The sequence below is a fragment of the Speluncibacter jeojiensis genome (assembly GCF_029589495.1).
Classification (GTDB): domain Bacteria; phylum Actinomycetota; class Actinomycetes; order Mycobacteriales; family Mycobacteriaceae; genus Speluncibacter; species Speluncibacter jeojiensis.
Window position 1 is genome coordinate 184,807 of sequence record NZ_JAAIVF010000003.1, and the last position, 12,655, is coordinate 197,461.

Sequence of the window (12,655 nt, forward strand, 5' to 3'; positions counted from 1 at the left end):
CGGCGTACCCCGTCGGCGGCGGGCGCAATCGCCCCGACGCATGTCAGGGCGCTTCGCAGCCTTGTGCGTCGAGTTCGGACCGCACCCGGGAGAGGGTGCGCGAGAGGATGCGCGAGACATGCATCTGCGAGATCCCCATCTGCTCGGCGATCTGGGTCTGGGTCATGGACCGGAAGAAGCGCAGGGTCAGGATCCGCCGTTCGCGTTCCGGCAACTTCTCCAGGATCGGCCGGACCGCCGCGTAGTACTCGACCTTCTCCAGTTCCCGGTCTTCCTGACCGAGCGTTTCGAGCATCGGCATGTCGTCGTTGCGGTCTCCGATGGCCGCGTCGGCGGAAATCGTCTGGTAGGCGCTGCCCGCGAGCAGGCCCTCGGAGACCTCGGCGACGTCGACACCGAGTTCGGCGGCGATCTCCGTCGCCGTCGGCGCCCGGCCCAGCCGTTGCGAAAGGGTGCTCACCGCGGCCGAGATCTGCAGGTGCATCTCCTTCATGCGCCGCGGCACCCGCATCGCCCACCCGGCGTCGCGGAAGTGCCGCCGCACCTCGCCCATGATCGTCGGGACCGCGAACGACACGAAGTCGGCGCCGCGGTCGACGTCGAACCGGTTGACGGCGTTGACCAGACCCAGGCTCGCCACCTGGAGCAGGTCGTCATACGGTTCGCCGCGGCCCTGGAACCGGCGTGCGATGTGCGCGGCCAGCGGCAGGCACCGCTCGACGATGCCGTCCCGGAGGGTCCGGCGCTTCTCGGGCGATTCGCAGGCCGCAAGCTTTTCGAAGGAGGCCAGCACGTCGGCGTAGTCGTCCGATGCGGTCGGCGACCGCCCGCGGCCTCTGCTCTCTCCCCGCACTACCGATCGCCGTCCCCGGCACGGGTGAAGGTGATGGTCGCGGTCATCGGTGTCCCCGGAGAATGCGCCGTGCCGACCGAGTCGGTCAGCGACTCCAGGACGAACCAGCCGAACCCGGTGGTGACGGGCGTCGTCGTCGCCTCGGTCGAGGTGATGGAGACGCGCATGGCCGCGGCCTCCCCCTCGAATGTGCAGACCAGTTGCGAGCCGTGGACCGCGCCGGCCAGCAGGTTGCAGCACGCCTCGTCCATGGCGAGCTTGATGTCGGCGGTCTGGTCCAGGTCGCATCCGGCGGTCAGGCAGATCGCTTCGGCGATGGCCCGCACCACCGGCAGGTGTCCTGCGTCTGCCGGCACGGTGAATTCGACCGGAGATCCCACACGCATTGCTGCCGTCCCGGTGTGCTGCTGTGTCATCGGCTCAGCTCGCGTCCCGTGTCAAGGCTACCCACCCACCGCAGGTCCGGCAGCGTGCGCGTGTGCGTGCGAATGCGGGAACAGGCCGCGGTGGCGCCGGTCGGTGGCGGTGGTCGTCGCCCGCTGACGCCGCGCCTGCGCGGCCTGCGCATCGCGCACGGTCAGCGCGGACAGCCGGCCGAGCGAGATACCGCCGAGCAGCGCGATCGCGACGCCGACACCGGAGAAGTAGCCGATCTGCTCGAGCGCGGACATCCCCGCCCGCGGGTCGCCGGGCGCACCGAGTTCGCCGGGAGTCAGCCACGGCGCGAACGCAGGCCCGATCACGAACCACACCCCGCCGGCGACGGCGAGCCAGGCGCCCGCCATGGCGACGGCGCGGCTGCTGGTGAGCAGCAGCATCAGGCCGCCCAGGAAGGCGGCCGCGCCCGGCGCGACCTCGAACCATCCGCGCGCCGCGGTCCAGGACCACGTGCTTGCCGGTCCATAGGTGAAGTCGAAGTACGGTCCCACGAACGGCACGATGGCGCCCCAGGCCCCCAGCAGCATCAGCAGCAGCCCGCCGACGGCACCGCGTCTGCGCGGCACCCACAACCGGCCCGGTTCAGCGGTGTTCGCAGCCATGATCGTCCTCCTCGTGGTTGTGGTCGATCTGTGGTTCTGGTCGATCTCGGTTCTCGTCACGCTGTGCACTTGCGGATACCCGATCGGCCCCGGAACGAACCCTGGTCACCGTCCGGCGAACAGTGCGGCGATCGGTGAGGCGTCCAGGTGCACCGTAAGGTCGCGGGCGTCGTCGTAGACCGCCGCGGCGCCGGCGGCGGTCAGGGTCGGCTCGGCGATGCCCCCGCTGAGCAGCGCGATCGTCGGCACCCGTAGCCGCCGGGCCGCCCGGATGTCCCAGACGGCGTCGCCGACGAACACCGCGTGCTCCGCGTCCACGCCGGCCTTGTCCAGTGCCACCGCCACCCAGATCGGGATCGGGCTTGCCCTGGTCGACGTCGCCGCCGGAGGTGAATTCGTCGATGAGCTCGTCGGCGTCGAGCACCCGGCGCAGCGCCGCCATCTCGTCGCTGCCGGCGGAACTGGCGAGTACCACGGCGACGCCCTGTCCGGCGACCGCGGCCAGCAGGTCGTGCACCCCGGGGAGCCGCTGCAACTCGTCGGCGAGGTCCAGGTAGTAGCGGGTGTGCAGGTCCTCGGCGCGTCCACCGGCCTGCTCGGCGGCCTCGCCCAGCAGTTCGGCGACGAGGGCGCTGCCGTCCTTGCCGATCTGCTCGTGAATCCGCCGGGCCTCGACCTGGTGCCCCACGTCCGCGAAGGCGCGTTGCCAGGCGAGCACGTGGTGGTAGTTCGAGTCGACCAACGTCCCGTCGACGTCGAGCAGGACGGCCGAGCGGGCGCTCATCGAGCCGACCCCGACGGTGCGCGGCCGAGTTCTCTTGCGGCAGGTGCCAGTTCACGCTCGAAGAAGGAGAAGAAGCCCTCCGGGTCGGGTCCGGAATCGAGCAGGACGAGGTGGTCGAAGCCGGCGGCGGCGAACTGTTGCAGCGCGGCGAGATGCGCCTGCGGATCGGGGCCGTAGCCGGTGGTCGGGGCCATGTCCTCGGGACGCACGTAGCGGGAGGCCGCCTCGAACCCGTCCTCGTCGGGCAGTTCGGCCTGCACCTTCCAGCCGAGCGCACCGAACCGCATGAGCCGATGCGCCGACGCGAGCGCCGCCTCGTCCGACTCGGCCCACGCCAGCGGCACCTCGGCGTAGCGGGGACCCTCGCCGCCGTCGGTGCGGTAGCTGCCGACCAGTTCCTCGGACGCCTCGGTGCAGAACAGACCGTCTCCGCAGCGGGCCGCGAGCCCGGCCGAACCGGGGCCACCGGCGGCCACGACGATCGGCGGTGGCGTCGGCGGCAGGTCGAAGACCCGAGCGTGGTCGAGTGTCAGATGATCGCCCCGGTACGAGTGGAAGCCCGGCTCCCACAGCAACCGGATGATCTCGATCGACTCCTCGAGCATCCGGTGCCGCACGGCCGCGGACGGCCAGCCCTCCCCCACGACGTGCTCGTTGAGCCGCTCTCCGGCGCCGAGCCCGAGCGTGAACCTGCCCTCGGACAGCAACGCCACGGTCGCCGCGGCCTGCGCGACGATCGCCGGGTGATAGCGCAGGAACGGGCAGGTCACCCCCGTCGCCAACTCGAGGGTGTCGGTGCGCGCCGCGATCGCGCCCAGCACCGACCACGCGAACGGGGAATGCCCGTGGGAGTGCAGCCACGGGTGGTAGTGGTCGCTGATCTCGACGAAGTCGAACCCGGCACTTTCCGCGCGCACCGCCGCCGACACCAGCTCCGCGGGCGAGAGCGCCTCGGCCAGCAGTTTGTATCCCAGTTTCATGCCGGCACCGTGGGCTGGCTCAGCTCGCGCACCAACCGCGCGCAGAACACCGGCAGGTCGTCGGGCTTGCGGCTCGACATCAAGACGGTGGGCCCGCAGTCGCAGCGGACGAACTCCTCGTCGACCCACTCGCCGCCGGCGTTGCGGATGTCGGTGCGCAGGCTCGGCCACGAGGTGAGCCGCCGGCCCTCGAGCACGCCTGCCTCGACGAGCGTCCACGGGCCGTGGCAGATGACCGCCACCGGCTTGCCCGCGTCGAAGAACTCCTTGGCGAACGCGACCGCCCGCGGGTGGGTGCGCAGCTGATCGGGGTTCGCCACACCTCCGGGGAGCACCAGCGCGTCGAAGTCCGCCTGACCGACGTCGTCGACCACCCGGTCCACGTCGAACCGCTCGCCGCGATCGAGGTGGTGGAACGCCTGCACGGAGCCGGGTTCGGTCGACACCAGCAGCGGCTCGCCGGCGGCCGCGACGACCGCCTTCCACGGCTCGGTCAGCTCGACCTGTTCGACGCCCTCCGGCGCCACCAGGAACGCCACCTTCTTGCCCTGCAACGGGTTGGCCATCGCCCTGTCCTCTCCTCGCGGTCCGTTTTCCCGGACGCATACCCCGGATCGGCGGGCCGCTAACCCCGCGCGGACCTATCCGTGGGTGAACGCGAACACCTGCAGTTCTTCGTCGGTAGGTGGCGCGGCGTAGCAGTCGAGGTCGATGCTCAGGTCCGGATCTCCCCCGACCGGTGAACCGCCTTCGCGCCGCCCATCACTTGGCCGTCACGTGGCGGGGATCACAGCGAAGAGGTGACCTGCGTGGACACCGTCGTGACACGCCTGAAGCGGGCGACGGGACCGGCCATCGTCGGCGGACTGTGCAAGTGTTTGGCAAGCACAGAAGGCCACAACCAATCCCGGTGGGCAGCAGCTTCGTGCTGATGTCGCCGACAACGCAGCAAGCCCATCTGCCCCGATTCACGCGGGTGCGGTGGATCGCCGCGGGAACGGAGGACCGACGTGATCGATCCGAGCACCATTTTCACCACCCTCGAGTCCGAGGTGCGTAGCTACAGCCGCAACTGGCCCACGGTGTTCGACACCGCCAAGGGGTCCTGGATCCGCGGCGAGGACGGCCGCGAATACCTCGACTTCTTCGCCGGCGCCGGCGCGTTGAACTACGGGCACAACAACGATGTGCTCAAGCGAGCCCTACTGAGCTACCTCGCCGACGACGGAATCACCCACAGTCTGGACATGCACACCGTCGCCAAACGCGACTTCCTCACCGCGTTCGAAGAGAACATCCTGCGTCCGCGCGGGCTGGACTACAAGGTCCAGTTCCCCGGGCCGACCGGCACCAACGCGGTCGAAGCTGCCCTCAAGCTCGCCCGCAAGGCCACCGGCCGCGAGTCGATCATCAGTTTCACCAACGCCTTTCACGGGATGACGCTCGGTGCACTGTCGGTCACCGGGAACTCGATGAAGCGCGCCGGGGCGGGTGTGCCGCTCGTGCACGCCACTCCGATGCCGTTCGACAACTACTTCGACGGCGTAGCCGAAGACTTTCACTGGTTCTCGCGCGTGCTCGACGACTCGGGCAGTGGCCTGAATCGCCCGGCCGCGGTCATCGTCGAGACCATTCAGGGCGAGGGCGGCGTCAACGTCGCGCGTCCTGAGTGGCTGCGCGCCCTGGCGGACTTGTGCGCGGAGCGAGACATCCTGCTGATCGTCGACGACGTCCAGATGGGGTGCGGACGCACGGGTCCGTTCTTCTCCTTCGAGGTCGCCGGCATCACCCCGGACATCGTCACACTGTCGAAGTCGATCGGCGGGTACGGAATGCCGATGGCCCTGACACTGTTCAAACCCGAACTCGACATCTGGGCACCCGGCGAACACAACGGCACGTTCCGTGGCAACAACCCCGCGTTCGTCACCGCCCGCGTGGCACTCGAGCAGTACTGGAACGACAAACAGTTCGAGGGGGACACCCTCATCAAGGGCTCACGGGTGGCCGAGAAACTGACCACCCTCGCCGACGACTTCGACGGGGTCAGCACCCGCGGCCGCGGCCTCGTCCAGGGTTTGGCGTTCGAGCAACCCGACCTCGCAACAAAGGTGTGCTCACTCGCGTTCGACGCCGGACTACTCGCGGAAACCTCCGGTCCGAGCGACCAAGTGGTCAAACTCCTTCCGCCGCTGACCATCTCAGAGGACGAACTCGATCACGGCCTGTCCGTCCTCGCCGAGGCCACCACCCGCGCATTCGGGGCCTGATCAGCCTTCTCCAGTCTGCTCGAGTGCATTCGGGTGCGAGCACGGTGCATCACCTCTGAAGAGGGGCGCTGTGCTCGCACCGCCGCCAACTCCCTGCGGAGGTTCCGGTGCGCGTTCCGCCTACCGCTGTGATGCCTGCGAGGGCAGCTGACGCACCTTGCGACGCTTGAATGCCCGGCGTAGCTGATGGATCCGCGCGCTACCGATCACTGCCATGATCACCACACCGAGCAGCAGTGCGAGCAACATCGCAACACCGGCCGGCAGCGCGAAGTGGGCACCGAGGTACTCGAATCTCACCGATGTGCCATTTTGGAGGATGAAGATCAGCAGGAACACCAGGACCAGCGCACCGATGATGCTGCCCACCCACACCTTCGAGGCAACTCCGCGGGGCACCCGACTCGGTCGCGCCGGTGCGGGTGGCACCGTACGGGACGCGGCGTCCGCCGATGCAGGCACCTCTGGAGCCTCGTCAGTACCCGCGGCCGACGACTCCTGGCTGTTCCCTCGGTCCTCATTCGGCGTGTCACTCATCCCGCATCACCACTTCATGCCATCAGGATTCACCGCGGCGCGTTCGGCAACTGCCCTGCGCCAGCGCATCATTGGCCTACTCATCCAGTGTAGGGGCGGGACCGCAACACCGCCTTTGGACAACGCCCGCGAGGCTGATCGACGGCGTAGTCCGGTTCGACGCCGGTCTCACCGGACACGCGGGTCGTCGACATCGGAGGGACGCGCGCGTGACCTATCGGGGAGGAAGCCGTGTTCGAACCCCCACAAGACGGCCTGCGTTCTGCTGGAGACCCCGATCCGCCGGTAGCAGCTGCGGATGTAGGTTTTGATCGAGTTCAGCGCCAGGCCAGACGTTTCGGCGATCTCGACATTACTCAATCCCTGCGTGATCAGTGCGAGGACTTCCGCTTCCCGCTGGGTCAGTCCTTCCTCACGTCCGGGCCAGTCACCGGCAACGATCTTGGCCCCTTCGTGGCTGGGGTGGATCTGCTGATCCCCGCGGTGCACCGATTCGAGCGCTTCGACCAACTGGGCCGCGGGCAGACTCTTCGACACGACGCCGCTGGCGCCGTTTGCCAACGCATCCGAGACGGATCGCTTGGCGAAGTTCCACGTGTAGATGACGACCTTGCCGACCAGAGGATTCGCGACGAGATCACGGATCTGAGTGCTGTCGGTTTGCGGGTTGGCGAACGAGTCGTACAAAGCGATGTCGGCCACGTCGCAGACGTCGGTGTTGGCGTTGAGTTCGACAACCTCCACGCGGTCACGATAGTTGCGCAGCATGGAGGCCAACCCCTGAACGACAACCTCGTAGTCATCAACGAGTGCGACACGGATCGTCTTCACACCAACTACTGTATCGGCCTTGTCTTCACCCTTTCGGGTGTCGGTGAGCCTGCGCGGTTCATGCGGGCGTGATGTGGTGCGCCGAATCTCATGCAGGCCCAAGCCGGCCAAGGACAACGTGCGATGCTCGGACCACACCCCTAGGGGTGAAGACGCATCCCATCCCGCCCCGATACCGTTGCTCCCGCAGGCGCATGCGGTACGCGGTATCTCGGTTCCGGCATGGGCGGTGGTGTGCGCGATCGGAACGGGCGTCGACGCATGCGTGTCAGCGGCGCCCCCAACGGGCCGGCCGCAGGGAGACGGTTGCCGCTTCCGCCTCATCGGTGCGACAGGAGCAGGAGAGCAAGGTCATGAGCTCGTTGACGAAGGTTCGGCACCGCCGGCGGTGCGGAAGGGCGATGACGGCCGCCCGGGCCAGGTCTGGGGTCCGCCGGTGAAAGCCCCCATCGGTCGGCCTCGACCGACTGCGCCTGGTCCGGATCTGACGGCGCGGCTGACGCTGTTGTTGATCGAGGACGACCCGGGCGATGCCCTCCTGGTGGAGGAGATGGCCGCCGACGCGGCGTCGGATTTCGATCTCGTGTGGGCCAAGTCTTTCGGGCACGCACAAGTGGAACTGGCGACCGTTCGCCCCGATTGCATTCTGCTCGACCTGCACCTGCCGGACGCGCAGGGACTCGACGCGTTGGACAAGGTACAGCGCTCCGCGCGCGGGGTCCCGGTGGTGGTGATGACCGGGCTGGCCGAGGACGGCACCGGGCTCGCCGCGGTCGCAGCAGGCGCCCAGGACTATCTGGTCAAAGGGCGCGTCGACGCCGACCTGTTCACCCGCGCGGTGCGCTATGCGATCGAACGTAAGCGGGCCGAGCAGGATACGGCGGCATTGCGGGCCAGCGAGCACCGCGCGCAGGAGAACGCCCGACTCGAGCGGGGACTGCTCCCGGTTCCATTGTTGCGCCGTCATGGTGTGGAGGTGGTGGCGCGCTACCGTCCTGGCCGGGCGCATGGCCTGCTCGGGGGCGATTTTTACGATGTCGTCGAGGACGATGACGGCACGGTGCATCTGCTCATCGGTGACGTCTGCGGCCATGGACCGGATGAGGCTGCGTTGGGCGTGAGCCTGAGGATCGCCTGGCGGACACTCGTTGTCGCCGGTGTTCCCGCAGAGGCCGCCATGCGCACGCTCGAAGAGATCCTTGTCGCCGAGCGGACCCAATCGCACATCTTCGCGACGGTCACGAGCGTGGAGCTTGCACCCGACCGCACCACGATGGGCGTCATCCGTGCCGGCCACCCCGGATTCTTGATACGCACAGGTACAGGCGTCGACTGGGTGGAGGCCTCCGGCGGGCCTGCGTTGGGGTTGGTGCGTAAACACGCCAAGTGGACATCGCAGCAATGCCGCATCGGTGAGCACGGCTCGCTGGTGTTGTTCACCGACGGACTCTTCGAAGGACTGATCAGCCCCACCGAGCGGCTCGGCGAAGACGGTCTGCTCGACTACGCGCGCACCCGAGGCACCGCGTCGGCCGATGGTTTCGTCGATGCCTTGATCAGTCACGCGGAGCGCTTGGCCGGCGAATACGGCGGCCTGACCGATGACGTCGCGGTGGTACATGTGCAGTGGACGAAGGGCGGCTTTCGCTCATGAGGGGACGGTTGCGTCTACGCCGCATACCGTTCAGCGCGGGATTGACCGTGCAGGGTTGGCTCAATCTGGTGTTGTCGATCATGGCCGTGCTGATCTGCGCAGGCGCGGTCGCCGGCGCAGTTTCACTGACCCGCAGCTCGCAGGTCACCGATGAGCTGACCGGCACCCTCTTGCCGGCGAGAGCTGCGGCCTACCAGTTCCAGTCCTCGCTGCTCAACCAGGAAACGGGTGTGCGCGGGTATGCGTTGACCGGAGATCCCTCGTTCCTCGAGCCATACAACCAGGGCCTGCAGACCCAACAGCTATCCACCGGTCAGCTCCGTCGGTTGATCGGGGACCGGCCAGACCTGCTCTCCGACCTGACCGCCATCGAGCAGGCTGCAGACCGGTGGCGCACCGACTTCGCCGTGCCACTGCTTGCGCAGGCAACCAATGCCCCCGGTCGGATCGACCCTGCGGTGTTCGACCGCGGCAAGACCGACTTCGACACCTTGCGTGTCCTGTTCACCGCCCAGAACCAGCACATCGAGCGGGCCCGCATCGATGCGCAGGATCGCCTCTCCTCGGTAACCCTGCTACGCAACATCGTTTTCGCCGCAATGTTCGGTGTACTCCTCGCCGTCGGCGCCGTGTTCGCGGCGCTGATACGCACAGCAGTGACCAGACCCCTGCGCAGGCTCTCGGATTCGTCACGTCTGGTCGCTCAGGGAGATTTCGCTCATCAGGTCGATGCCGGTAGAGGTCCGACGGACATCCGGGCTCTCGCCGAAGACATCGAAGGCATGCGCCGCCGAATCGTCACCGAGTTGGAGATGGTCAGAGACCGGCAAGCGCGCCTGGAGGAACAAACCACTGCCCTCGACGCGCAAACCGTCGAGTTGCGCCGCTCCAACGCCGAACTCGAGCAGTTCGCGTACGTCGCCTCGCACGATCTGCAAGAGCCCCTGCGTAAGGTCGCGTCATTTTGCCAGCTACTCGAGAAGCGGTACGGCGGGTCGCTCGACGAGCGGGGCCACCAGTACATCGACTTCGCCGTCGACGGCGCAAAGCGGATGCAGGCGCTGATCAACGACCTGTTGACCTTCTCGCGGGTCGGACGGGTCGGCGACAGTTTCAGCCGGCTGCCCCTCGACCAGCCGCTCGACAAAGCGTTGGGCAATCTCGCTGCAGCGGTGGAGGACTCGGACGCGCACATCACCAAACCACAACATCTTCCCGAGATCACCGGAGATGCGACGCTGTTGACCATGCTCTGGCAGAACCTGATCGGCAACGCGATCAAGTTCGCACGACCCGACTGCGCCCCAGAGGTGTCCATCACCGCAGACCTCCGGTCCAGCGATGAATGGCTGATCTGCGTGCAGGACAACGGGATCGGAATCCCAGAGGAGTTCACTGACAAGGTCTTCATCATCTTCCAGCGACTTCACGCCCGCGATGCCTACTCAGGTACGGGGATCGGGTTGGCCTTGTGCAAGAAGATCGTCGAGTACCACGGCGGAAAGATCTGGCTCGATACGACCCACACTGCCGGCGCCCGATTCTGCCTTACCCTACCCAGCATTGCCGAGCACAACCCGGACACCGACAGCGACGCAGACGACACACAGCAAGGAGCACTCGCGTGAGCCCCACCGGACAGGCCATCGACGTCCTACTCGTAGAGGACGACCCGGGCGACGAGCTGATGACTCGGGAAGCGTTCGAGTACAACAAGGTCGGCAACACTCTCCACGTCGCCCGCGACGGTGAACAGGCCCTGGACTTTCTGTACCGGCGAGGTCGATTCACCGAGGCCGTCCGGCCGGACCTGATCCTGCTCGACCTCAACCTTCCCAAATATGATGGTCGGCAGGTCCTCGAGAAGATCAAGTCCGACCCCGACATCTCCGACATCCCGGTGGTGATCCTGACCACCTCCAGTGCCGAGGAAGACATCCTGCGCAGCTACAAGCTGCACGCCAACGCCTACGTCACCAAGCCTGTGGATCTCGATCAGTTCATCTCCGCCATCCGGCAGATCGACGACTTTTTCGTGCAGGTCGTGCGGCTTCCCGGCCGCGCGTGAACAGAGGTTCAGTCGTTCAGCCCAGTGCGCACCTGGGCGAGCGTCTTCGTCAGCAAACGTGAGACGTGGACCCGCCTTGGTCTGCATCAGATCTGATCACTTCATGACGAATGCGGCCAGGGCACCGCGGACGATCGCGAGCGTGCGGACATCCGGGGGGAAGCGCCGGCAGCGACAACTCACGTCGGCCACCTCCTGCCAACGCGTCGATCACCGGTCCCGGGACACTCGAAGACACCGCCACCGAACGTCCACCCACGGGGTTCACACCGTCGCCAAGGCCGCTTCGACCGAGTCGTACACCTCGAGCGCCTCCGTGAGCCCGGTCAACTCGAGCGGCCGAACCGTGGCCGGACTGTTGGCGACCACGAGGAACCTGCACTGACGATCAGAGAGGTTGTCACTGCAGCGCATGAGCACCGCCAGTCCCGCGGACGCGAGGAAGTTCACATCGGACAGGTCCACGATCAGCACCGTGCACTGATGCCGGGCGACCGTCTCCTCCAGCGCCCCTTGCAGTTCTGCAGCGGTGACCACGTCTACCTCACCTCGGGTGTGGATCACCGCCACGCCTTCGGTGACCGCTGACCCGAGGGCCAATGTGGACGCGTAGGACGTTCCGGGCATCTCCATGCGGCGAAATATACCGTCGGCCGACAGGGCTTCGTCGTTCACCGGGAGGCGGTGGCCAAGACGGCCAGCGGAGCCGGAACCGTCGGCGCCGAGGCGGAGAACTGTCCCCGGCGTCCACTCCCCGTGGACAACGTCTGGACCATGTCGATCCCATTTCGTCCTCCGAAGTAGGGCACCCCGTACAGCGAATACATGCGCTTCACGCAGCCCGTTCGGATGGCATTCTTCGACAGGAACGGCATTCTCAATCTCCTCAAGGTAATTGTCACAAAAGAAATATCGACCGAGGACTACATACCCATCTTGCTCCGCAGCTATACCTCGACGGCCCCGGCCACAGCGGCATCACGCCGAGCACCTGGCCGTTTGCGCTGGCAGGAGCAGCCGCGAGCACCGTCGAATCGGCAGTTCGACCTCCCCAAGAGCGTCACTTCCTACCCATACCAGCTCGGTTCTAAACGCGGGATTTTCGACTTGACTTCCGACCCGACGACTGACTACAAAATGTTTCACCCACCCCGCTCCTGACTGCACACCGGGTGCAAAACTCTTTCCAGGAACAGAGGACGAAATGACCAGCAGTGACCGAGGCGTTCTGCGCCAGCTCCTCAAACCGATCGACAGTCGATGGGAATGGCAGGTTCGGGGGCGATGCCGCGACGCGAACTCCGCCATCTTCTTCTCTGCCGCGCGCGAGACCCGCAGGACCCGGCACCGGCGCGAGGAACAGGCGAAGAAGGTATGCGACACCTGCCCTGTCCGAGCCCAATGCCTCAACCACGCGTTGACCGTTCGCGAACCTTTCGGGGTCTGGGGTGGACTCACCGAAGGCGAACGCCGGCGGATTTACCTCGCCGCCTCCGCCTGAACCGGTTGCCCGGTGATGGCCCGGTGGCGACGACCTTCCCGAGGTATAACCGGCGGCGCTCAGGGCTAACAACACGGCACTCAGGAGTAACAACCCGATGGGACGCGGTTTCGAAATCCGTTCGGGCCGGCACACCC

13 protein-coding genes and 1 pseudogene are annotated in these 12,655 nt (G+C 66.8%); 5 read left to right on the plus strand and 9 right to left on the minus strand.

From position 1 onward, the window contains the following. Positions 1–43: 43 nt before the first annotated feature. The 6 genes and pseudogenes from G4X40_RS11745 to G4X40_RS11770 form a co-directional block, all read right to left on the minus strand. Positions 44–853, minus strand: a complete 810-nt coding sequence (locus G4X40_RS11745) for a SigB/SigF/SigG family RNA polymerase sigma factor (RefSeq protein ID WP_277832680.1) — start codon at positions 851–853, stop codon at positions 44–46. Then, entirely contained in the window at positions 853–1,239 is a 387-nt protein-coding gene (locus G4X40_RS11750) for an ATP-binding protein (RefSeq protein WP_277832682.1), read from the minus strand. The genes G4X40_RS11745 and G4X40_RS11750 overlap by 1 nt, the downstream gene beginning before the upstream one ends. Positions 1,240–1,296: 57 nt before the next feature. Then, positions 1,297–1,893, minus strand: a complete 597-nt coding sequence (locus G4X40_RS11755) for a hypothetical protein (protein ID WP_277832684.1) — start codon at positions 1,891–1,893, stop codon at positions 1,297–1,299. A 105-nt stretch (positions 1,894–1,998) separates the two neighbouring features. After that, positions 1,999–2,677 (minus strand): annotated as a pseudogene (locus G4X40_RS11760) (HAD family hydrolase). Further along, complete coding sequence (locus G4X40_RS11765; RefSeq protein WP_277832685.1) at positions 2,674–3,657, minus strand: TIGR03557 family F420-dependent LLM class oxidoreductase; 984 nt, start codon at positions 3,655–3,657, stop codon at positions 2,674–2,676. The pseudogene G4X40_RS11760 and the gene G4X40_RS11765 overlap by 4 nt, the downstream one beginning before the upstream one ends. Next, positions 3,654–4,223, minus strand: a complete 570-nt coding sequence (locus tag G4X40_RS11770; protein ID WP_277832686.1) for a type 1 glutamine amidotransferase domain-containing protein — start codon at positions 4,221–4,223, stop codon at positions 3,654–3,656. The genes G4X40_RS11765 and G4X40_RS11770 overlap by 4 nt, the downstream gene beginning before the upstream one ends. Before the next feature lie 444 nt (positions 4,224–4,667). On the opposite strand from G4X40_RS11770, the gene ectB reads away from it, so the two are divergent. Further along, complete coding sequence (ectB, locus tag G4X40_RS11775) at positions 4,668–5,927, plus strand: diaminobutyrate--2-oxoglutarate transaminase (RefSeq protein WP_277832688.1); 1,260 nt, start codon at positions 4,668–4,670, stop codon at positions 5,925–5,927. Between the two features lie 120 nt (positions 5,928–6,047). On the opposite strand, the gene G4X40_RS11780 is transcribed toward ectB, so the two are convergent. Continuing rightward, complete coding sequence (locus G4X40_RS11780; RefSeq protein WP_277832690.1) at positions 6,048–6,296, minus strand: LapA family protein; 249 nt, start codon at positions 6,294–6,296, stop codon at positions 6,048–6,050. Positions 6,297–6,632: 336 nt separating this feature from the next. After that, the gene (locus G4X40_RS11785) at positions 6,633–7,295 is read right to left on the minus strand and encodes a response regulator transcription factor (protein WP_277832692.1); all 663 of its coding nucleotides are present in this window, start codon (positions 7,293–7,295) and stop codon (positions 6,633–6,635) included. 448 nt (positions 7,296–7,743) lie between these two features. On the opposite strand from G4X40_RS11785, the gene G4X40_RS11790 reads away from it, so the two are divergent. From G4X40_RS11790 to G4X40_RS11800, 3 genes are read left to right on the plus strand one after another with little or no spacing between them, the layout of a single operon-like run. Next, entirely contained in the window at positions 7,744–8,949 is a 1,206-nt protein-coding gene (locus G4X40_RS11790; RefSeq protein ID WP_277833070.1) for a PP2C family protein-serine/threonine phosphatase, read from the plus strand. A 47-nt stretch (positions 8,950–8,996) separates the two neighbouring features. After that, positions 8,997–10,577 carry a sensor histidine kinase gene (locus tag G4X40_RS11795; protein WP_332844335.1) on the plus strand — a complete coding sequence of 527 codons (1,581 nt, stop codon included), beginning with the start codon at positions 8,997–8,999 and terminating at the stop codon, positions 10,575–10,577. Then, positions 10,574–11,017 (plus strand): response regulator, encoded by a 444-nt coding sequence (locus G4X40_RS11800; RefSeq protein WP_277832694.1) that lies wholly within the window; start codon positions 10,574–10,576, stop codon positions 11,015–11,017. Before G4X40_RS11795 ends, G4X40_RS11800 begins: the two co-directional genes overlap by 4 nt. A 264-nt stretch (positions 11,018–11,281) precedes the next feature. On the opposite strand, the gene G4X40_RS11805 is transcribed toward G4X40_RS11800, so the two are convergent. Beyond that, positions 11,282–11,692 (minus strand): STAS domain-containing protein, encoded by a 411-nt coding sequence (locus G4X40_RS11805; protein WP_277832696.1) that lies wholly within the window; start codon positions 11,690–11,692, stop codon positions 11,282–11,284. 529 nt (positions 11,693–12,221) lie between these two features. Between G4X40_RS11805 and G4X40_RS11810 the strand changes: the two genes are divergently transcribed. Next, complete coding sequence (locus G4X40_RS11810; protein WP_277832698.1) at positions 12,222–12,518, plus strand: WhiB family transcriptional regulator; 297 nt, start codon at positions 12,222–12,224, stop codon at positions 12,516–12,518. Positions 12,519–12,655: the final 137 nt, after the last annotated feature.